We start from the raw sequence: 20,191 nt of genomic DNA on the forward strand, positions 1-20,191 counted from the left end.
GCAATACAGGAACCAGCCCTTAAACCTACCAACTCAATGAACCGTCCAACTCTACGGGGTCAGTTCACTTGGACAGGGCCGTAATTATGTCCTCGGAGATGCCGTCGCCAAAATATTCTTGTTCGGGGTCGCCGCTCATGTTCTGGAACGGCAGGACTGCGATCGACGGCTTGTCGGGCGGCGCCAGTCTTCCACCGAACAGGTCGGGCACAATCGACTCTCTGGCAGTGTCCCGGTTCAAGGCCACACGATAGGCTCGCACGGGCCGTGCAATGTTTTTGAGTTCCTTATCGCCGAGATCCTCGAATTCTTCCTTCAGCTTGTCGCGCACCTGCTCATATGCCGCACCTGACAGGTAAATCCCATTTGGTACCGCAATGCTTTCCAGGCGAGCAGCAATGTTGACACCGTCGCCCATCAGGTCGCCATCGCTTTCCTCGACTATGTCGCCGATATGGATACCGATGCGGAACTCGATACGTCGATCAGGCGGGACGCCGGCATTGCGTTCGAGCATGGCGTTTTGCACCTCGATGGCGCACCGCACAGCGTCGACCACGCTGCGGAACTCGACGAGGGTTCCGTCTCCAGTGCGTTTCACCACGCGTCCGTTGTGCACCGCGATGGTAGGATCGATGAGGTCGCTGCGCAGCGTCCGGAGTCGAGCGAGCGTTCGATCTTCGTCCGACCCAGCCAGCCGGCTGTATCCGACGACATCGGCGGCCAGGATCGCCGCAAGCTTGCGCGTCTCACTCACGTTGCCCCTCCTTCGCTATCTGACATAGCACAGACTCAGGGATAGGGTTGCTTCATTTAGATCGGCTCGACTTGCAGCCGCTATCCGAAGCGCGACATTGCCGGCGCTTGTTGAAAGGGCTTGCAATGGGGCCCGCGGTCATCTGCGATGATCGACTTTGACCCATTGCGGACATCGTGACTGGGCGCGATGATCTCAACCGCACCAAGTCGGCGTTCACGGACTTAGGGGAGAACTTGCTTGGCTGATTTCAACGTCGGCTTCGTGATTTTCCCCAACATTACTCAACTCGACTTCGCCGATCCGTTTGAGGTGCTGAGCCGGCTTGCAACGCCGCCGTCGATTTCTCGGCTCGCAGCAAGTTCCCGCCGTCGAACACCCACGTCGTCGCGAAGACCATGTTGCCCGTCGTGAGCGACTGCGGCCTTGGCATCATGCCCACCTGCAATGGCCCGCCCGGCCCCTTGCCAGTGAAGGCTGGTGGTTCGCGCAACGCTTCCAAACAATGGGTCAGTTCCGAGCGTTCGTCGTTAGAGAATAGCGAGCGAGCGGCTTTCCGGACTTGGCGCGAAGATCTACCGTGTTGCCGGCCTTAAACGACCGACACCGAAAACCATCCCACTTAGGTTCATATTGCCAGACACCCTGTTCCACGGGAATGGCGTCCGCACGTTTGGCTTCCGTGGGAGCAGTGTCGATTGGCAGGAGAAATAAGCCGGAAGCGCTCATTTTGCTTCCCGCGTTTCTGGCGACTCTTTCCAGAGATCGAGAAGCGGACCGCTGCCACCGTAGACAGGATCCTGCCGCGGTTTCGCGACTTTGGGAATGGTCTTGACCGCGCGGGCACGGTCCTCCTTGCTTTTGCATTCGTCGTAGGTCCCGTCCCGCGGATAGGCGCCGACCACCAGAAAGTCGTCTTCGGCATACAGACACTCGTGGCCAGTGCCAGCCGGAAGGACTGCGACGTCCCCCGCCTTCATCGTCAGCGAGCGGCCGCGCTTGCCGCCGAACTGCACCTTGGCCGATCCGCGAGCCACTCCGAGAACTTCGTGAATGCGGGAATGGTAGTGAACATAGTTGTAGATGCCGTTCCGCCAGGACTTTTGCCAGCCATTGCGTGCGAAGAGGTCCTCAAAGATTGCGGCTGGATCGAACTTGGCAGTCAGTTTCGCAACGCTATGATACACCACCAAAGGCCAGTACGGATGATTGGGGATGATGCCATCATCCTTGAAAAGGAACGTGTTCGCCTTGCTTGATCGCAGCAGGCGATCAAGATCGTCGCTTGAGGGCCGCTGCCAGCCTGTCACCTTCTCGACGAACTCTTTTCCGCTTTCGAGTATTGGCATCATGTCTGCCCCAGCCCACGCACTCGCTGAAAAGCATTCAATGATTTATAAGCTCACCCGTTCCTTGTTGGGAGCGTGACCTCTTTGCCTTGCCTACCTTCGCTATCGGCGGTCCTCGTTTTACCACCCACGTGGTCACCATCCTGAGCTTGACGGGAAGAAGCCGAGCGGATTGGGGAAGGCGAACCCCATGGCGAGCAGCAGTCTCCTGCCTCTAATCAGCCCTCTTCGGTCAATCGAGCTCGATCCAGGCCGGCGCGTGGTCGCTAGGCTTTTCCCATCCTCGAGTATCGACGTCTACGCCTGCATCTCTCAGATGGCCGGTGAGCGATGGGTTCAGCAGCAGATGATCCATGCGCAGGCCGGAACTCCTATCATACCCGCCCCGATAGGAGAAATTCCAATAAGTGTAGGTGCCTTTCTCAGGGTGGATGCGCCTGACGGCATCGATCCAGCCCTGCTCGAGCATCGTGGCATAAGCTTCTCGGCTTTCCGGGAAATAAACGGCATCACCTAACCATCGGCTCGGAACGACTGCGTCAATAGGCGTCGGCACCACGTTATAGTCACCGCAAAGCACGACGGGCCCCCCTTTTTCGAGCAGCGGCTTGCCATAACTGATGAGGCGCTCAAACCAGCGCAGCTTGAAGTCGAACTTTGGGCCGGGCGCGGGATTACCATTTGGCAGGTAAAGGCATCCGACGATCAACCCGTTTATCTCGGCCTCGATGTAACGGCTATGCGTATCATCGAGGTCTCCCGGCAGGCCGCGCCGTCGTTCCACCGGTTCGGTACCCCGCGCAAGGATGGCCACGCCGTTATAGGATTTCTGACCATGCCAAATCGCGCCGTAACCCGCTGCGCGGATTGCTTCGGCCGGAAACTTTTCGTCCGAAGTCTTCAGTTCCTGCAGGCAGACAATGTCGCAGGGGCTCTCAGCCAACCATCTCAGAAGTACGGGCAACCGACCATTGACGCCGTTCACGTTGAAGGTGGCAATGCGAGTGGACATCGTCGGTGTGCTGTCTATTTCTTGCCCAGCTTATCCTCGACTTTTTTGCGGCTGCTGCCCACCAACCTCACCGCCGACTTCACAGCATCATCCTTGCTCGCGCCGGTCTTACCGGCTTCATAACGCACCTCGTGATCCTGTCTGCCGGCAACCTTGACCCGATCCTGGTTGCGCCCGCGCGTCGTTCCACTAGTGGACATTTCTTCCTCCGAGTTTGCTGCTTCAATGGTTCACAACGCAGCCGGACTCTTTAGGTTCATCCAGCAGCAATAAGAGACGTGAGGTTGGAAGGACGCTTCGGCTCCGATTTTGGGGTCCGGAGGAGGCACACAAAAGACCGGCCACATTTCTGGCACACGCTTTTGAACCTGTTTTTGCGGGAATCGTTTGCCCTCGGTGCCTGCCGCACGGCAATCCGGCATAGTAGAGCAGCGCTTTGGATCCGTGTTGCTTTTCGGAGGATATGGCTGTGCGAGCCACTAAGCGGTCGAGTGGAAAACCTTCGCTGCTACTCTTCTGCCTCCTTCAGCGCGTCACCGTGCGCCCGCTTCTCGCGCTCCCATCTCTGGCTCTCGTAGGCTTCCTCTTTGTCCAGTTCCTCTCGTCGCTGCCTGATGGAGTTCGTCGCGCTCTCGTGGCGGCTTCGAGCGCGCGCGAAAGCGGCATTAGCCTTGTCGATCATCCGCTCGCGTTGTTTCTTCGCACGCTCGCTCCTGGCCTCCGCCTTTGCGCGATCAAGGGCCTCGCGTTTTCTTTCCCTTTCGAGAGCAGCCGCCGCGTTCCGTTCCGCTTTCTCGTCGGATTTCAAGCCGGTTAGCTTGCCGGTGTCTGCGCGCTGCGCACGACCCTGGGAAGCTCGTTGGTCCCCATCGAGTGCTGTCGGAAGCACAGCCTTTTCAGTGAATTTCCCGTGCGATCCGACCGGCCGGCGCAACACGACACCTGGCGCGGCCATTGTTGCATCCACCACTTTGGGGTCTTCTGTCGGTTTCGCGAATCCGCGTTTAAAGATTTCGGGATCGGCACCCCATGCCTCTGCGGCAGCTTTCATCGATGGTGCTGCGACGACAAGGTCAAAGAAGCCGATCGAGGTTTGATAGACTTTTAGTTTCTTCGCCATCCGATGGAGACCTTACAAGTGTCCTTTTCTGGATTGCGCTTTCAATGGACCTTCGCGCCGGAGGCAATAGTGAAACACTGCTAGAGGTGCAGAGCAACCAATCGTATCGCCCCGGTCAATGGCTGCCCATTCAGCCGCCCCGCTGCGAAGGCGTTGCAATTAGTGAGGCCGATCCAACCTTCGGAGATCATGGGCCGTTGAAGGGCCGTTTGCTGCCGGCGAATTGCCGGACATGGAATCGCTATCCCTATTTGCCGACAACATGTGGAATTCCTCGAATTTGCCTGGGAAATATCGGGCCAGATACCGCACCGCCTTAGAATTATCCATCAACCGGTCAAAAAAGCGGCCTGCCGCGACCAGCTCCAGCTTCGCAACGCCACTTCGTTCAACCGCATCCAGATATGCACGGCTCAGCCTACCCAACTCGAGTTCCATCTCCTCCATTTCATCCTTGGAAATGCCGGTGATTTGCTTTCGCAGATCGATATCCTTTGCCAACAACGGGCGTGGAGTGAGAGCGACGAGCATTTTCACGTAGCTAAACCGGGGCCGCTCCATGGAAATAATCAGCCGTGCAATCTCTATTTGCCTGGCTGGAACAACCAGTCGCAGCAAAGCGAAAAGCTTGGCCGACCCAGTGCAATCGCGCAGCAGATTGAGTGCCTCCGGGCAAACCTCGCAGGAGGGCACCACCTTCTCGCTCACGACAGAGGGAGGGTGAGGCGCGGCTTGAATTCTTTGCGCCAATGCATTCGGCATCGTCGCAAGGCCTTCGGATGCGAGCAGTGCCCGGAAGCGGCTGTCTGCTGTCATCAGGCGAACCGCCGCGGCAATACGTGCCAAACGCTCCTCCTGTTCTTTCGATTCCTCCACAAAGGCGCGCTTGCGCCGACACTCGGTGTTATAGGTCGCCAGCAACTTGGAGCCTAAGCGTCTCATTGTCGGCATAGGCTGGTTGGGGGCAAAACGCCTCTGATTTCGTAGGTCGCTGCGCAGCAGAGCTTCGTAAGCAGCTTCACGGCTTAGTCGCTTTACGTTCATGATGTGCTCTCAACCGAGACTCGCTCCGCCAAAGCAACAAGCGGCTCGAGCGTGGAAAAAAGATATGAGTCAAGCCGCGCCCCGTTGTTGGCATGAAGTTCTCTTTTTCCGGCAAACTCAAAGGCGGGAGCAATCAAGTAATCGCGAACGGAAAGGTCGCCAGGATCCATCCGGATCAGAACAAAAATGTCGGGCATCGGCTGACGATCGGCCTTCGTAAACCAGCGCGGATAACCCAGGCCAGAGACCCGGCAGCGTGCCACCGCGATCGCAACGGTGATCTCATGATTGATTTCGACGAAGTCAGTTGCTCTGTCGTGGGTCGCATACGCACCGCGCTTTTGAACCGCCGCCACAATATCCTCAATCACCTCCTGCCTCTTCGTTTCCAACCGCCTGTTCACATGGATGAAGCGGCAGCTCTTGGGCGGCTGATATCCGATCAATTCATAGGCTCTGACAATGCTACCGAAACGCGACTGAAAGCGGGTAGACGGAGGACAGTCGGGAGCGGCGTCGACAATAGAGGCGGACAACGCACCGCGACGGGCCAGAAGGGCCTTGAGGGCGGCCAGCATCTCGTCGTTTGTCATGCGACGGTAAATCGTCTTGAGGATAGCCTGAGCTCGATTGAACAGCTTACGGTCTATGACCGGCTCCAGAACGTTTTCCGCTCGCACCCACTGCTCAGGTGGATTGCTGACATGACCGTTTTTGAGCCTGGTCGAGCTCTTGTTCCAAACGCTGTTGCCGATGTAATTTTCGTTGGTCAGCACCGAGTGCAGAGAATCCCGCGTCCACAAACGCCTGCGGTCGGTCGGCACGCCCCGCTTGTTCAGCATCCTCGCGATCTCAAGCTCGGTTTTTCGCGTTTTGACAAAATTCTCAAAAATCCATCTTACCGTCGCGATCTCGTCAGGAGGTCCACGGACGAGAATTATGCGATCCGTCTGCAGGCTCTTGTACTCATGCGACGAAAGGAGACCTCTTGCACGTCCCTGTTGGTCGACAAGCAAGCGTCGCAGGCCGAGTCCAACTTTCCCGCCCTGACGAAATCCCATACGGATCAGCCTCGCCTGGCCGATGAATACTTTCTGCGAAAGCATTCTGCTGTGCTCGGCAGCCATGCTGCGTTTAATGGCCTTGAGGACATCGGATCCTATGCTGCCGTCGTTTGCGAATTGCTCGGCGCAAAACTCGATCCGGACGCCGGCCATCTGGCATCGGTACTCATGAGCGGCGCTCTCGTCGATATTCTGGAAGCGTCCCCAACGGCTAACATCGTAGACCACAACCGTCTCGAAGTCGGCTCGCCCTTCCTCGACATCTGCAAGTAGCCGCTGGAGGCTTGGCCGCCCACTCAGGTTTAGACCACTGCGACCCGCATCCTGGTAGGTGGCAACAATGTCGTAGCCCATGATATTGGCATAGTCGCGGATGGCTTCCTTCTGGTTTTCAATGGAATAGGTCTGCTGGTCAGTGGACATCCGCACGTACTGGGCCGCGCGAATGATCCGCTTTCCGTGGCCGGGCGCAAATGCTCGTTTGGCCATCAGCTAATCCGTGATTCCGGACTAGCACTCTATCGAGGCGGCATTTTCCAGCTGGTTAGGAATACCAGTCCAGTTTATGTCGAATCACCGCCTTTGGGCATTAAAGCCATCAACAGCCGAAAAGAAGTGACTCACTTCGTGAGCCGGCGCGCCGCCGTTTGGCCGTATTGCAGCAGCAACTGGCAACCATTCGCCCCCATCCGCGTTTGGGGCTTCAAAGGAGTTCCAAGATGATTATCAAAAAAGCTGTTCTCGCTGTGCTCATGGCCGCTGCATTGGCGGGCTGCGCGACTCAAACTGAACAGCAGCAGAGGGCGACCACGGGCGCGCTCATAGGCGGCGGCGTCGGCGCCTTGGCCGGCCAGGCGCTTGGCGGCAATACGGAGAGCACCGTTGTAGGTGCTGCAGGCGGCGCGCTGCTCGGCGCGGTTATTGGCCAGTCTACGACCCCGCAACGGCGCGGCGAACAGCTTTGCCGCTACCAGGATCGCCGCGGCAGGATCTACACGGCGCCCTGCGACGATCGCTATTACAACGGCGACTATTGAGGTAACGGGGTGGGTTTGCGGTTGTGGCGTCGGTGTTGGTCCATTGGGGCGAGAACCGTCAAGCTATAGGGTGACCTCGACAAACTGGGCACTTCCTGGATCTCGGCGGGGCTGCTGCCATCCGCGACGGTCGCCTTCATTGCCTGGTCGGCAAGGTTGGTGATAGCTGCTGGATCGTCAGCAAAAACGTTTGGCCCCACCGCCGAGTTCTGCGGCGGTTGCCGATCGTTCGACGTCCAGCTGAGATGCCACCTTTTCAAAAGCTGGCAGCCAGTGTTCGGCGTGCGGGTCGCCAACGAGAAAGACCGTGAGGCGACCGTTTGGGTAGTCAAAATGGCAACCGACGGGCTCGCCATCATCGGATGGGCGGGCGGCAGCCTTCTTTTGGTTGTCCGTCCCGCATTATCGCCGGCAACGACGGAGCATAGGCCTCCACTTTTCGGCGGAGATGACGTGAGGCACGGCGACTGCTAGCCGGCTTTGATCTCTGACGGGTGTGGATTTGTGACTGCCGACCAAATGGTCTCGATCAAATCCCTGTCGCGGAAAGGCTTACCAAGCAATGGAACATCAGCGGGACGGTTCGCAATCTCATCGGCGTCGGCATAGCCAGTGATAATAACGGCCGGCCAATCGGAGCGTATACTCCGCGCGAAGCGGATAACGTCTAGCCCGGAAACGAGTGGCATGGCGAAGTCTGTGACGATGACGTCGAAATCGGCGGGCGCTCGTTCGATCATGGCCAGAGCCTCCGCACCTCCTGCCGCGCAAGCAACCTCAAAACCACGCTGGCGAAGGGACTCGGCTGTCAGTTGACGCAAAACATTGCTGTCGTCGATCAGAAGGATGGACGGAGGCTTCGCATGTGTGTCCAGAAATAATTGGCTTACATCGGCCTCCACCGGGGTAAACGCCGGATCTTCGACCGAGCGTGGTAGCCAAAGCTGCATCGTCGTTCCACGATCTACGACACTGTCTATGCGAAGCGTGCCGCCGGATTGCTTCATAAAGCCGTAAACGGTGCTGAGGCCGAGGCCAGTCCCTTTGCCGACGGGCTTGGTGGTGAAGAAGGGTTCGATCACCTTGGCAATTATGTCAGGTGCGATGCCCGAGCCCGTGTCCTTGACCGTCACAACGACATAGTCGCCCGCCGGTAGGTCTTCCGATCGGCTTTCAATTGAACGGTTTTGCGCGTGAATCGTTAGAGTGCCTCCAGAGGGCATGGCGTCGCGGGCATTGAAAACCAGGTTCATCAAGGCCAACTCAAGCTGGCCGGCATCCACGTGAACTGGCCATACCGCATCGTCGATCTGCCAGTCGAAACGGATCAGGCCTCCCAAAATGGGAGCGACCAACCCGTTCATGGTATCCCCGAGCGCCGCGAGGTGCACCGCTTCCGGCTTCAGCGTCTGGCGCCGCGAGAAGGCCAGCATCCGAGTCACGAGATCGGCGCCCTGTTTGGCAGAACGCCGCATCAGGTCGACAACCTGTCGTGCCGGATCATCCAGTATTCCGCGGCGTTCGAGTAGACCAAGTCCGCTTAAGATAGCGGCGAGCAGGTTGTTGAAATCATGGGCCAGGCCGCCGGTCAGCTTACCTATGGCGTCAAGACGCTGTGATTGAAGCACCAGATCCTCGAGGCCGCGCCTCTCGGTAACGTCAAGCAAAGTGCCCAGTATCTCCGGTGCGCCCCCGTCCGAGCCGTTCGACATCACGCCTTGATCCAGAAAAATTCGATATTCGCCGTCGGCGCATCGCCACCGGAATTCGCAGGAATAGGACCCGGTAGTTTTTGCCGCCAACAGTGCCTGCTCCAGCCTGGGGAGATCATCCGGATGGACGCGGCTGAGGCCGAAATCCGGATCCGATGTCAAATCCTCAGGCGCAAAGCCGGTCAGCCGCTCGACCCCCTTAGTGACAAATCGCGCTGCAAAGGGCGACTCGGCGGCCCGCGCATGGAAGCAAACCGGCAGCGAGTTCAAAATTGCTTCCTGGCGTTCCTCCGCGTTGCGCAGGTCCCGTTCGGCTTGGAGCTTTTCCTTCTGTGCCTGCAGTGCCTGCGCAAGGAGGCCTTGCTCCGCCGCCGCCTTTCGCTGGATCTCAACAGTCTTTTCATGAAGTTCGACGAAAACCGCGACCTTGGAACGCAGCATGATCGGATCGAATGGCTTGAAGACATAGTCCACGGCGCCGGCGTCATAGCCGCGCAGCATGTGGGCGTCCTCCTTGTTGATGGCGGTGAGGAAGATGATTGGTGTGCGTTTGGATTGCTCGCGCTGTCGGATTAGCCCAGCCGTTTCATAGCCGTCTATTCCGGGCATCAAAACATCCAGGAGGATAACGGCGCAGTCCTCCTTGAGCAGATAACGCAGGGCCTCCTCGCCCGATTGGACGCAGATCACTTCGCCGGTCGTGGCGAGAACTTCGCTGATCGCGAGGAGATTGCGTTCATCGTCGTCCACAGCGAGGATACGCGCCCTCGCCGGCGTTTGTGCCGGTTGGACAAAATCAAGTTGCTTTGCTCGGTTTCTCGAAGGCTTTTGCATGGACCGGCCGTCAGTTCACTGCCAAGCGCATTTTTTGAGGCGCTTCGACACGTGACCGGGAACGTCCGATCCAGACACGCAACAATGCCAGCAGGAGGTCGAGATCGACGGGCTTGGCGATGTAATCGGAAGCGCCGGCGTCCAGACATTTTTGCCGATCGCCCTTCATTGCTTTTGCGGTCACCGATATCAGCGGGATGTGAGCGATCGCCGGTGTGCCGCGAATCCGCCGCATCGTTTCGTAACCGTCCATCTCCGGCATCATGATATCGATCAGCGCCGCATCGACGTCAGGGGTCTGTTCCAGGAGGGCGATGCCGTCGCGGCCACGCTCAGCGTGCAGCACCTGTATGTCGTAGGTCTCGAGGACGCTGGTAAGCGAATAGATGTTGCGGATATCGTCATCGACGATCAGAACCTTCGCGCCGGCCAGATCGGATTTGCCGTTTTCTTCGCTTCCTGCTCCGCGCTGTTCGCGGCCTTCTCCTGGCAGCGTTGCCGAAATATGAAGCGCCAGCTGCGCAAAATTCTCGGCCCGTGGCGCATTCGCAAGCGCCGGATTAAGCGCCACCACCTGGTCAAGCGCATCAGGATGCGGCGCAAAGAACAGCAGCTGCGGCAAGGCGTCGCCGAACTGGCCGGTGACCTCGTCCAGTGCTTGTGCGTTGTCCTTGGCTGAACGTCCAAAGCCGACCACGACGGCGTCATATGAAGCCATGCGGACCTCACCCGCGTTTGCGGCGAAGCGACCGACCGCTGTCACCGAGGTCACGCCGTCGCGGATCGCTTCGACAAGCGATAGCCGGCGCTCCGGATCGGGGTCGGCGACCAGCACGCGTCGCTGAATGCGCAGCTTTTTGGATTGGATGTCCTGAAATACTTTCATCAGTTCATCCGAGGACACAGGCTTGGTGGAGATGCTGGATGCCCCTTTGCGGGCAAGACCATCCATATCCTCGGCACCGGAGATCACGTGAACGGGAATTCCCCTCGTCTTCTGGTCATGACGCAACAGATCGAAAAGCACCCAGCCATCGATATCGGCAAGCCCGAGATCAAGGGTGATGGCGTCAGGCACCAGTTTGCGAGCCAAGGCCAAGGTGCCGGAACCCGCGTTCGACAAGACGCCTTTCAATCCGGCTGCGCGTGCGAGACCAAGCAGCAACCCGCCGAATGTCGGGTCGTCCTCGACGATCAAAACGACCCGATCTGTCGGCGAGATGGAATCGCGATCATCGATCAACTCAGCAGCAGTTGGGCTGCCGAGGGAAGCCGGGGCGGCGACTGTGTCCGTTGGCGGCGATAGAACCGACTGCGCTGCGGCCACGCGCGGGCCTGCGAAGGGGATGACGAGCGTAAATGTCGAGCCCTTGCCCGGAACGCTTTCCACCCGCAATTCGCCACCAAGCAAGCGAGCAATCTCCCGGCTTATCGAAAGCCCGAGGCCGGTGCCTCCATATTTGCGACTGGTGGTACCGTCAGCCTGCTGAAAGGCTTCGAAAATCAGCTTCTGCTTGTCTTCAGGAATGCCGATGCCGGTGTCGGTCACGGCGATCGCCAAGGCCTTCACCGGTTGCGAGGAGCCGCTACGGCGCCCGGTCTTTTCGACCCGGAAGTTTAGACTGACCTCGCCTTGCGAGGTGAACTTGAATGCGTTCGAAAGCAGGTTGAGGACAATCTGCTGCAGCCGCTTCTCATCCGTGCGGACCATCTCTGGAAGGGCTGGGTCGACTTTGATGGTGAAGCCAAGGCCCTTGTCTGCCGCGAGCTGACGGAACGTGCGCTCCATATGCTGACGCAGATGGGCCACCGGCATATCGTTGATGTCGATAGAAACGGTGCCGGATTCGATCTTAGACAGATCGAGAATATCGTTGATAAGGCTGAGAAGGTCGGTTCCGGCAGAGTTTATGGTGCGCGCGAACTCGACCTGCTTTTCGTTGAGATTGCCCTGCTGATTGGTTGCGAGCAGATTTGACAGAATGAGTAGGGAGTTGAGCGGAGTGCGCAGCTCATGGCTCATATTGGCCAGGAACTCAGACTTGTACTTCGACGTCAGCGCCAGCTGCTCGGCTTTCTCCTCCAATGCGCGGCGTGCCATCTCGATTTCGAGATTCTTGTTTTCGACCTGCTTCTTTTCGTTTTCGAGCAGCTGCGCTTTTTCCTGCAACTCCTCGTTTGTCGTATGCAGCTCTTCCTGCTTCTTGGTCAGTTCGGTCTGACGCGCCTGCAACTCCGAAGTCAGGAGTTGCGACTGCTTGAGCAGGCCCTCGGTGCGCATCGTCGCGGCAATCGTGTTGAGAACGATGCCGACTGATTCCATCAGCTGGTTGAGAAACGACTGGTGCGTGTCACGAAATTCGCCAAACGAGGCAAGCTCGATGACGGCCTTAACCTCATCCTCGAACAACGCCGGAAGGATGATGACATTGGCCGGCGAGGCGCTTCCAAGACCAGACGTTACGCGCAGGAACTCCGGCGGCACATTGTCCAGCATGATGGCGCGCTTGTCAGCGGCACTTTGCCCGACCAAGCCCTCGCGCAAATCGAGGCGTTGCTTGATGGCTGCTTTGCTTTCGGCACCATAGGACGCCGCCAGCTCGAGATAGGATTCCTCTTCGTCGCGATTGGTGACGTAGAACACCCCGTACTGCGCATTCACCAGAGGAGCGAGCTCTGACATGATGAGGCGGGACACGGTGGTGAGATCGCGCTCGCCTTGCAGCATTCGCGAAAACCGCGCGAGATTAGTCTTCAGCCAGTCCTGCTCGGCATTCTTTAGCGTCTGATCCTTCAGATTGCGGATCATTTCATTAATGTTGTCCTTGAGCGCGGCGACTTCACCGGAGGCTTGGACGCTGATCGAGCGGGTCAAATCGCCCTTGGTGACCGCAGTCGAGACTTCGGCGATGGCGCGGACCTGGGTGGTCAGGTTGGCGGCAAGCTGATTGACGTTGTCGGTCAGGTCGCGCCACAGGCCGGCCGCGCCCGGCACACGCGCCTGGCCGCCGAGCTTGCCCTCAATACCCACCTCGCGTGCGACATTGGTCACCTGGTCGGCAAAGGTAGCGAGCGTTTCGATCATCCCATTGATGGTGTCAGCCAGAGAGGCGATTTCGCCCTTCGCGTCCACCGTCAGTTTTCGCTTGAGATTGCCTTGCGCGACCGCCGTCACCACGTCGGCGATACCACGAACCTGGTTGGTGAGGTTCGTGGCCATCAGGTTGACGTTGTCGGTCAAATCCTTCCAGGTCCCGGCAACGCCTTCGACGCGCGCCTGGCCGCCAAGCTTGCCCTCGGTGCCAACCTCGCGCGCCACACGCGTGACCTCGCCGGCGAAGGAGTTTAGCTGGTCTACCATGGTGTTGATGGTCGACTTCAGTTCGAGGATTTCACCCTTCACATCGACGGTGATCTTCTTCGACAAGTCGCCGCGCGCAACGGCTGTCGTGACCTCGGCGATGTTGCGGACCTGACCCGTCAAGTTCTCGGCCATCGAGTTCACATTGTCGGTCAGGTCCTTCCAGGTGCCCGCAACGCCACGCACCTGTGCCTGGCCACCGAGCTTGCCTTCGGTACCGACCTCGCGCGCCACGCGCGTTACTTCCGAAGCAAAAGAATTGAGCTGGTCGACCATCGTGTTGATGGTGTCCTTGAGCTCCAGAATCTCGCCGCGGACATCGACGGTGATCTTCTTCGACAAATCGCCGAGGGCCACGGCCGTGGTGACCTCCGCAATGTTGCGCACCTGGCCCGTCAGATTGGCGGCCATGGCATTGACGTTGTCGGTCAAATCCTTCCACGTGCCGGCAACGCCGCGGACCTGTGCCTGGCCACCGAGCTTGCCGTCCGAGCCGACCTCACGCGCCACCCGCGTCACTTCCGAGGCGAAGGAATTCAGCTGGTCGACCATCGTGTTGATGACGTCCTTGATCTGCAGAATTTCACCGAGCGCATCGACGGTGATCTTTTGCGTCAGATCGCCGGTCGCGATGGCCGTTGCCACCTTCGACACGTCGCGCAACTGAACGGTCAAATTGCCGGCCATGGCGTTGACGTTGTCGGTCAAATCTTTCCATGTGCCGCCGACCCCCTCGACGTGCGCCTGTCCGCCGAGCTTGCCTTCCGAGCCGACCTCGCGGGCGACGCGCGTGACTTCCGAGGCGAAGGAATTCAGTTGGTCGACCATCGTGTTGACGGTATCCTTGAGCTCCAGGATTTCGCCTTTGACGTCGACGGTGATCTTCTTCGACAGGTCGCCGCGCGCCACGGCCGTGGTCACCTCAGCGATGTTACGAACCTGACCGGTCAGGTTGGCGGCCATGAGGTTGACGTTGTCGGTCAGATCCTTCCAAGTGCCGCCGACGCCCTTCACCTCGGCTTGGCCGCCAAGCTTGCCCTCGGTACCGACCTCGCGTGCGACGCGTGTCACCTCCGAGGCGAAGGAATTCAGTTGATCGACCATCGTATTGATGGTGTCCTTGAGCTCGAGAATCTCACCTTGCACGGCCACCGTGATCTTCTTCGACAAGTCGCCTGAGGCGACGGCCGTCGTCACTTCGGCAATGTTGCGCACCTGACCCGTCAAGTTCTCAGCCATCGAGTTCACATTGTCGGTCAGGTCCTTCCAGGTGCCCGCAACGCCACGCACCTGCGCCTGCCCGCCAAGCTTGCCTTCGGTACCGACCTCGCGCGCCACGCGCGTGACCTCGCCGGCGAAGGAATTCAGTTGGTCGACCATGGTGTTGATCGTGGATTTCAGCTCCAGGATTTCGCCTTTGACGTCGACAGTGATTTTCTTGGAGAGGTCGCCCAGCGCCACGGCCGTGGTCACTTCGGCGATGTTGCGGACTTGACCGGTGAGGTTCTCGGCCATCGAGTTGACGTTGTCGGTCAGATCCTTCCACGTGCCGCCGACACCTTCAACCCGCGCCTGGCCGCCGAGCTTGCCCTCGGTGCCGACCTCGCGAGCCACGCGCGTGACCTCGGAGGCGAACGAGTTGAGCTGGTCGACCATGGTGTTGATGGTGTTTTTCAGTTCGAGGATTTCGCCTTTGACGTCGACGGTGATCTTCTTCGACAGGTCTCCCGAAGCGACCGCGGTCGTGACCTCGGCGATGTTGCGCACCTGCCCCGTCAGGTTCGTCGCCATGGCATTGACGTTGTCGGTCAAATCTTTCCACGTGCCGGCAACGCCCTTCACAAGCGCCTGGCCACCAAGCTTGCCTTCTGTGCCGACCTCGCGGGCGACGCGCGTCACTTCCGAGGCGAAGGAAGCCAGCTGACCGACCATGGTGTTCACGATCTCGCCGATGCGCAGAAATTCACCGCGCAGGGGTCGGCCGTCAATTTCAACCATCATTGTCTGCGAAAGGTCGCCTTTGGCGACGGCCCCGATGACCCGGGCAACCTCGGCGGTTGGCTGCACCATGTCTTCGATCAGATCGTTGACCGAGCGGACGCTGGACTCCCAACCGCCCGTGGCGTCTCGAACTCGGCCGCGCTCGCCTATCCGCCCTTCCTTGCCGACGACGCGGCTGAGGCGCTCGAACTCGCGAGTGACCTGGTCGTTTAGGGCGACAATCTCATTGAAGGTCTCTGCGATCTCGGAATCGAGACCCTCGTAAACGTTGTCAATTCGAATGGAGAAATCGCCGCGCCGAAAGGCTTTCAAGGAATTCAGAATTTTTCGCCGGTCCAATTGCTTCCTGGATGCCTGCTCGGTCACAGCGCCACTCCCCGCCCTTATGGAACTTGTGTCGGATAAAATGCCCCTCGCGAACGATACAGCACGCCGCAAGGCCCCTAACGCGGCGTGGTCGATTTTGTTCCATTTGCCGCCGGTCGGTGAGGTCCATCAACCCCATCGTCCATTCCTCGGGTCCGCCGCGCCTTAGCTCGCTGGCACACGGCGCCTGGAACTGGTGACAACCGTCGTCAGCTGAAACACTTTCCTGAGGGGAGGCGCGTGATCGACGGGATCACGCGCCCTTTGCTCAGTAGCCTTCAGGGCATTGTGCAACGTAAACTCTGCCATGGCGATCGCGATATCTACACTTGCCGGCCTCGTTGGCATGCCCGATGACGGCCCCGGCTACGGCGCCCACCGCTCCGCCAACGACCGCCCCTTTGACCGGATCGCCTGCCACGGCTGCGCCTATCGCGGCCCCACCCAACCCGCCGACGGCAGCGCCCTGTTGGGTGCGCGAGCATGCTGCGAGCGGGACGAGTAAGCACAAAATGAGGATAGTCTTTTTCATTATTTCTCTCCTGAGGCTACTATTAGCCAGAGCTTTAATGCGGCATGGAGTTTTTTGATCCTTCGGAATCGCCAAATAGCGAAACAAGCTCAGTCCTTTACCGGGCTTTGGCGCCGGTGGGGTCAGCACAGGCTGCCGGCCCGCGGCGTCGCCACGAACAGCGCCACGCGTTCAGACAGATGACCGATGCTGGGCCCTCGGATGTCGACCGCCGCCAAGCGGTAGTCAGCGCAGAGCCTGCATCATCGCTCCGAAAACTGAGCCAATTTCTTCGTCAATTTCCTCGCCTGCAATGCCTTGCTTTTCCGCCTCACGTTTTGCATCCACTGCCATATCTATGACCAGTAAGACTGGGTCGATAATCTGATCATCAGCCAAATGGTCCGCCATCCATTGGTAGAGAAAATCACCGCCCCGCCTGCTCATTGCTCTCCCAAAATCCTCCGCGGTGCATGCCGGAGGACTTCCCCCGCGCCGAGACGCTCACCCCGATTAGCCCAAGCTACAAATCAGGCGGGCTGGTCCGTCCGGACCGCTTTCGCCGCTTCCGCTTCGAGGATCGCAAGCTTTTCTCTAATCTCCTCGGGCTCGGCATGTTCCAAGCCGACGACGTCATTTCTGGTTTCCTCAAGGGAGACGATGATCTCATCAAGCTTGGCGTGGATGGCGGCAGTGTCGCGATAGCCCTGTAACAGGACCACCCCGGTAATAACGATGGCTGCAACCGATAATGCGTATGTAACTGCATTTGTGAGGCCGAAAGGCACCAGTGCAGTGCACAACACCATTGCTATTAGCATGACATAGAAGCCGGGCGGGCGGGAAAGAAAGTCTGCGGCTACGAACAAGATGCGGTTCATAGCGAGGCCAAAATCGACAATTCAAGCAGTGCGGTTATGGCTACGCAAATCGACGCTGCCGCAAGCAAGTCTGCCTCAAGGAACCAGGTTTCTTTGTCGCGCAACATCAGACACTCACACTTTTCAATTTCTCTGTGACCGAGGGTTCGCTCGCCTGTATCTGGCGGAGCGAACCCAATTGCGAAGCGGCAAAAGCTCCGCCCCCAATCCGTGGGCTCTGCCACAGGAGGCTGCTAAAGCCGCAACGTGACCCAAACGCGCCTGCGGTAGCAGCGCACGCGCCTGCGGCCGTGGCGCCAGTGGGTGCGGCAGACCCTTCTCCACGCGCGCCTGCGGTGATGGCGGCGCTCCCAGCGCCGATGATTGATCGGCTCCACTTCTGCCGGTCCTTCGTCGGCAAAGGTATCCTGCCCCTGTGGCGCATCAAGTTTGTCGAGAATGCCATTTTCTGGCGCAGCAACTCCGGACAGGGCATCCGACGGGCGGATAATCGTTGCAAGGGCCGCGGCCCCCGCAACTCCGAACATTGCCGTCAAAAAGTAGCGGCGATCCATAAAAAACCTCCCAATTACAAAGTTGAACGAGGTACGCGCCGGCCGACATGGGCAAGCATCGCGTTTGCTGGAAAATTGGCTCGCTGAAGTCGCGAACCTATCGGCGCAGGGTACGACTTAAGCTGCGCAGACCTGCACGATTGTCAGCCAAGGATTATTCCAACCAGCAAAAATGTGACCGCAGTCCCGAAGATCGGTGCGAGCAACCACCGTGCCTGGCCAACACTCTTATCCATTTGTTTTCTCCCACTTTTCGGTGGAACAACAATCGGGATCGTTGCCTGTTCCATGCCTAGGACTTGCACAAGACCATTGTTTTTCGGCATCGGACTTAGGTCCTTAGTCCATGCGGACTGAAGCCCTTATTGGGAACCTTCGGACCGACCTAAAGTTGAGCCCCAGACGCCGGCCAATCAGTACGGTGTCAATCTCAACCAAGGAGCTACCTATGAGAATGTGTCTCTCTGCCGCTGCTGCGGCATTTGTCCTGTTGGCTGGTGTGGGCGTTGCCGCCGCCGAGGACATCATCATTCAGCCCGAGCAGGAAACAGTGATCCAAGAGTATGTGAAGAAACAGCCGCTAGCGTCGGTGAAGCTCCCTGGTGTGGAACTCAATGTCGGCACAGCCCTGCCCGACACGGTCGAACTTCATGAAGTTCCCAACGTCAAATATCGCTACGTCGTGATCGACAACCGGACGGTTCTCGTCGATCCGGGCACCCGAAAGATCATCAAGGTCTACAACTGATCGAATAGCTACAGCCCGCCGCCATGATGGCGGCGGGCTACGGATCTTCAATTGCGCTGCAGATGATCGAAGATGAACAGTGGGTCAACCGCCTGAGTTCTCTCCGGGCAAGAATGCGCGAAGCGCGCATAACTTAGGGCGACATGAAGTCGTTTCAGAAAGTCGTATCAATCGTGGGTGGCGCCGGCGGCCGCGAATTAACGGCGATGATCTGATTGCTGCTTCGTTCGTCGTGGACGACCAGGAAGACCCCGGTCGAGGCAGTCCGCATCTCACTTGCCGGCATCTGGTTGAACGAGAACCTGTTCGCCGTGGCCTATGTTTTTGGCGCACAAAAAGCAAGACGACCCGCGCCCGGACCTAGGGGACCTAGCCCGGTCCAATGCCACCCTGGTCAACAACCATCGGCCCTCAGTGATTTTACCATGCGAACGACAATTGGATCATAGGGCACTTTTTCGTCGCGGCTATAATTGACGGTAAACAGGGCGGCGCGGTTGTCACACACTTTGATAGCTCGAACATACAGGATCTGGCCGTCCTTCAGGCCTGAATAGCTGGCCCATTGCGGCGTCACTCGCTTATAGGTCAACTTCCAGCCGTCATTCTCATTCACTGCCATGCGATGCTCTATCTCGCTGCGAAAACTGGCTTTCCCGAGCTGGGCTCCCCATACTGCAAGAAACTCCTTATTTCTGCCCTCGAAGGCGGCCCCGCGGTCGGAACGCTGGGTTAGCGCGAACCCCGGTGGAACATCGAACACGAAGCCAAAGTGCTTGATCCCGAAGGCTTGCCATCCCTGAGCACCGAGCAGCGAAGTGGGTATCATCGCGATACTCAGACTTAGCAGATAATGCGCAGCGTATCTCATGGACTCGCCCTATTGGATTGGCGCCCTACGCTGGGTGCGTGGCATATCGTCGAGCAGGGTCGGCTCACCCGGGGCATCCGTTCGTTGATCTGCTGGCAGGTTGCCGTTTGGAGTCATCTGGTTAACGGCATCCGGCAGATTGTTTGTAATCCTGGCAATCAGCTCCTCGCGAGAAAGGCCGGTCTGCCGAGACAGTGATTCCAGCGTCTGCGCATCGATGGCCGCTTCCACTTCGTGAGGCTCGATCGGCTCGTTCGGCCCCGTGCCAACCCAAGAGTCAACCTTCGAGCCCGCACCAGCGTTTCTGAAACGCTCGAGGATGTCGCCGAGCGCAGTTCCAGAGAGCCCTTTCGACACTTGGTCCAGAACCCCACCTTGTGGATTGTTTGGATCGCGCTCTCCTGCTCCACGGATCATCTCTGCGATCTTGTCGCGGTTTTGATAAGCCAGGACCCCCAGCATTGCGACAGCAAGTCTTCCAAGATTGGCCACGTGCTCCTCCTGTGGTTCCCATACGGACAAGGTCCCGGTCGGGCAAAAGTTCCGCCATCAGGAAGCAAAATATTAGCTGGCAACCGACGACCTTTCCCATCCAGTTGTGCACGAGCCTGGAAGCGAGATGCCGGAAGGCGCAGATATGGCGGGCACCCATGTGCCGCGTTTCGGCTTTGCGCTCAATCGATGGATTTTTGGCCCTGCCTTACCGAGCCTCGCTGCAAAGCCAGCGCCTCTGCCTGCTTACATGGCGCTCTCAAATAGACCGCTGACCGCGTCGTTGGGGTCGCAGGCTGACCGGTCATTGCGCTCTGCGAGGATCGTGCCGTCTTGCACGCAACGGCCTCAATTGCGGAACCTCGCGCTCGATATGGCGTTTCAACTGGTGTGCAACCAAGGAGGCCAAGGCCATGGATTGGAACCGCGTTGAAGGAAACTGGAAACAGGTAAAGGGCAAGGTCAAGGAACAGTGGG

At 58.6% G+C, this 20,191-nt stretch carries 17 protein-coding genes and 3 pseudogenes; 4 read left to right on the forward strand and 16 right to left on the reverse strand.

Annotated features, from left to right (window positions below; translation table 11 throughout):
• Positions 1-249: 249 nt before the first annotated feature.
• Positions 250-757: pseudogene (locus ACWTU9_RS32115) on the reverse strand (adenylate/guanylate cyclase domain-containing protein); the annotation flags it as partial.
• A gap of 240 nt (positions 758-997) precedes the next feature.
• On the opposite strand from ACWTU9_RS32115, the gene ACWTU9_RS32120 reads away from it, so the two are divergent.
• The gene (locus tag ACWTU9_RS32120) at positions 998-1,171 is read left to right on the forward strand and encodes a hypothetical protein (protein ID WP_455861828.1); all 174 of its coding nucleotides are present in this window, start codon (positions 998-1,000) and stop codon (positions 1,169-1,171) included.
• A gap of 123 nt (positions 1,172-1,294) precedes the next feature.
• On the opposite strand, the pseudogene ACWTU9_RS32125 reads toward ACWTU9_RS32120, so the two are convergent.
• The 7 genes and pseudogenes from ACWTU9_RS32125 to ACWTU9_RS32155 all read right to left on the reverse strand — a co-directional run.
• Positions 1,295-1,486, reverse strand: a pseudogene (locus tag ACWTU9_RS32125) (ATP-dependent DNA ligase); the annotation flags it as partial.
• Positions 1,483-2,109, reverse strand: a complete 627-nt coding sequence (locus ACWTU9_RS32130) for a cupin domain-containing protein (protein ID WP_455861829.1) — start codon at positions 2,107-2,109, stop codon at positions 1,483-1,485. The gene ACWTU9_RS32130 and the pseudogene ACWTU9_RS32125, both read right to left, overlap by 4 nt.
• Before the next feature lie 229 nt (positions 2,110-2,338).
• Positions 2,339-3,118 carry an exodeoxyribonuclease III gene (gene xth, locus ACWTU9_RS32135; RefSeq protein ID WP_455861830.1) on the reverse strand — a complete coding sequence of 260 codons (780 nt, stop codon included), beginning with the start codon at positions 3,116-3,118 and terminating at the stop codon, positions 2,339-2,341.
• Positions 3,119-3,132: 14 nt separating this feature from the next.
• Positions 3,133-3,318: a DUF3606 domain-containing protein gene (locus ACWTU9_RS32140; protein ID WP_455861831.1), complete on the reverse strand. Its 186-nt coding sequence runs from the start codon at positions 3,316-3,318 to the stop codon at positions 3,133-3,135.
• Positions 3,319-3,626: 308 nt separating this feature from the next.
• Positions 3,627-4,238 carry a cell envelope biogenesis protein TolA gene (locus ACWTU9_RS32145; RefSeq protein WP_455861832.1) on the reverse strand — a complete coding sequence of 204 codons (612 nt, stop codon included), beginning with the start codon at positions 4,236-4,238 and terminating at the stop codon, positions 3,627-3,629.
• A 159-nt stretch (positions 4,239-4,397) separates the two neighbouring features.
• Positions 4,398-5,282 (reverse strand): plasmid partitioning protein RepB C-terminal domain-containing protein, encoded by an 885-nt coding sequence (locus tag ACWTU9_RS32150; protein WP_455861833.1) that lies wholly within the window; start codon positions 5,280-5,282, stop codon positions 4,398-4,400.
• Positions 5,279-6,835 carry a recombinase family protein gene (locus tag ACWTU9_RS32155; protein WP_455861834.1) on the reverse strand — a complete coding sequence of 519 codons (1,557 nt, stop codon included), beginning with the start codon at positions 6,833-6,835 and terminating at the stop codon, positions 5,279-5,281. The genes ACWTU9_RS32150 and ACWTU9_RS32155 overlap by 4 nt, the downstream gene beginning before the upstream one ends.
• Positions 6,836-7,065: 230 nt before the next feature.
• Between ACWTU9_RS32155 and ACWTU9_RS32160 the strand changes: the two genes are divergently transcribed.
• The gene (locus ACWTU9_RS32160; protein WP_455861835.1) at positions 7,066-7,383 is read left to right on the forward strand and encodes a YMGG-like glycine zipper-containing protein; all 318 of its coding nucleotides are present in this window, start codon (positions 7,066-7,068) and stop codon (positions 7,381-7,383) included.
• Positions 7,384-7,853: 470 nt separating this feature from the next.
• Here the strand turns inward: ACWTU9_RS32160 and ACWTU9_RS32165 are convergent, their stop codons facing one another.
• From ACWTU9_RS32165 to ACWTU9_RS32190, 6 genes are all read right to left on the reverse strand, one after another.
• Entirely contained in the window at positions 7,854-9,929 is a 2,076-nt protein-coding gene (locus tag ACWTU9_RS32165) for a response regulator (RefSeq protein ID WP_455861836.1), read from the reverse strand.
• A gap of 10 nt (positions 9,930-9,939) precedes the next feature.
• Positions 9,940-15,657, reverse strand: coding sequence for a HAMP domain-containing protein (locus tag ACWTU9_RS32170; RefSeq protein WP_455861837.1), 5,718 nt, complete (start codon positions 15,655-15,657; stop codon positions 9,940-9,942).
• Between the two features lie 268 nt (positions 15,658-15,925).
• Positions 15,926-16,189 carry a YMGG-like glycine zipper-containing protein gene (locus ACWTU9_RS32175; RefSeq protein WP_455861838.1) on the reverse strand — a complete coding sequence of 88 codons (264 nt, stop codon included), beginning with the start codon at positions 16,187-16,189 and terminating at the stop codon, positions 15,926-15,928.
• Between the two features lie 225 nt (positions 16,190-16,414).
• Positions 16,415-16,615, reverse strand: coding sequence for a hypothetical protein (locus ACWTU9_RS32180; RefSeq protein ID WP_455861839.1), 201 nt, complete (start codon positions 16,613-16,615; stop codon positions 16,415-16,417).
• 83 nt (positions 16,616-16,698) lie between these two features.
• A complete protein-coding gene (locus ACWTU9_RS32185) occupies positions 16,699-17,049 on the reverse strand; it encodes a low affinity iron permease family protein (RefSeq protein ID WP_455861840.1) in 351 nt (116 codons plus the stop codon).
• A 233-nt stretch (positions 17,050-17,282) separates the two neighbouring features.
• Positions 17,283-17,603, reverse strand: coding sequence for a protamine-2 (modular protein) (locus tag ACWTU9_RS32190; protein WP_455861841.1), 321 nt, complete (start codon positions 17,601-17,603; stop codon positions 17,283-17,285).
• A 448-nt stretch (positions 17,604-18,051) separates the two neighbouring features.
• Here ACWTU9_RS32190 and ACWTU9_RS32195 point away from each other — a divergent pair, with 448 nt between their 5' ends.
• Positions 18,052-18,351: a DUF1236 domain-containing protein gene (locus ACWTU9_RS32195; protein ID WP_455861842.1), complete on the forward strand. Its 300-nt coding sequence runs from the start codon at positions 18,052-18,054 to the stop codon at positions 18,349-18,351.
• A gap of 394 nt (positions 18,352-18,745) precedes the next feature.
• Here ACWTU9_RS32195 and ACWTU9_RS32200 read toward each other — a convergent pair whose 3' ends face one another.
• Together ACWTU9_RS32200 and ACWTU9_RS32205 are read right to left on the reverse strand one after the other, a co-directional pair.
• The gene (locus tag ACWTU9_RS32200) at positions 18,746-19,222 is read right to left on the reverse strand and encodes a hypothetical protein (RefSeq protein ID WP_455861843.1); all 477 of its coding nucleotides are present in this window, start codon (positions 19,220-19,222) and stop codon (positions 18,746-18,748) included.
• A 9-nt stretch (positions 19,223-19,231) separates the two neighbouring features.
• Positions 19,232-19,714, reverse strand: coding sequence for a YidB family protein (locus tag ACWTU9_RS32205; RefSeq protein WP_455861844.1), 483 nt, complete (start codon positions 19,712-19,714; stop codon positions 19,232-19,234).
• 413 nt (positions 19,715-20,127) lie between these two features.
• Between ACWTU9_RS32205 and ACWTU9_RS32210 the strand changes: the two are divergent.
• Positions 20,128-20,191, forward strand: a pseudogene (locus ACWTU9_RS32210) (CsbD family protein); the annotation flags it as partial.

Source organism: Mesorhizobium sp. 128a (assembly GCF_053848025.1).

What these genes read in the sequence shown, in the direction of transcription:
- ACWTU9_RS32130 (WP_455861829.1), bottom strand. Translation starts at nt 2,109, where the DNA reads ATGATGCCAATACTCGAAAGCGGAAAAGAGTTCGTCGAGAAGGTGACA.
- xth (WP_455861830.1), bottom strand. Translation starts at nt 3,118, where the DNA reads ATGTCCACTCGCATTGCCACCTTCAACGTGAACGGCGTCAATGGTCGG.
- ACWTU9_RS32140 (WP_455861831.1), bottom strand. Translation starts at nt 3,318, where the DNA reads ATGTCCACTAGTGGAACGACGCGCGGGCGCAACCAGGATCGGGTCAAG.
- ACWTU9_RS32145 (WP_455861832.1), bottom strand. Translation starts at nt 4,238, where the DNA reads ATGGCGAAGAAACTAAAAGTCTATCAAACCTCGATCGGCTTCTTTGAC.
- ACWTU9_RS32150 (WP_455861833.1), bottom strand. Translation starts at nt 5,282, where the DNA reads ATGAACGTAAAGCGACTAAGCCGTGAAGCTGCTTACGAAGCTCTGCTG.
- ACWTU9_RS32155 (WP_455861834.1), bottom strand. Translation starts at nt 6,835, where the DNA reads ATGGCCAAACGAGCATTTGCGCCCGGCCACGGAAAGCGGATCATTCGC.
- ACWTU9_RS32160 (WP_455861835.1), top strand. Translation starts at nt 7,066, where the DNA reads ATGATTATCAAAAAAGCTGTTCTCGCTGTGCTCATGGCCGCTGCATTG.
- ACWTU9_RS32165 (WP_455861836.1), bottom strand. Translation starts at nt 9,929, where the DNA reads ATGCAAAAGCCTTCGAGAAACCGAGCAAAGCAACTTGATTTTGTCCAA.
- ACWTU9_RS32175 (WP_455861838.1), bottom strand. Translation starts at nt 16,189, where the DNA reads ATGAAAAAGACTATCCTCATTTTGTGCTTACTCGTCCCGCTCGCAGCA.
- ACWTU9_RS32180 (WP_455861839.1), bottom strand. Translation starts at nt 16,615, where the DNA reads ATGAGCAGGCGGGGCGGTGATTTTCTCTACCAATGGATGGCGGACCAT.
- ACWTU9_RS32185 (WP_455861840.1), bottom strand. Translation starts at nt 17,049, where the DNA reads ATGAACCGCATCTTGTTCGTAGCCGCAGACTTTCTTTCCCGCCCGCCC.
- ACWTU9_RS32190 (WP_455861841.1), bottom strand. Translation starts at nt 17,603, where the DNA reads ATGGATCGCCGCTACTTTTTGACGGCAATGTTCGGAGTTGCGGGGGCC.
- ACWTU9_RS32195 (WP_455861842.1), top strand. Translation starts at nt 18,052, where the DNA reads ATGAGAATGTGTCTCTCTGCCGCTGCTGCGGCATTTGTCCTGTTGGCT.
- ACWTU9_RS32200 (WP_455861843.1), bottom strand. Translation starts at nt 19,222, where the DNA reads ATGAGATACGCTGCGCATTATCTGCTAAGTCTGAGTATCGCGATGATA.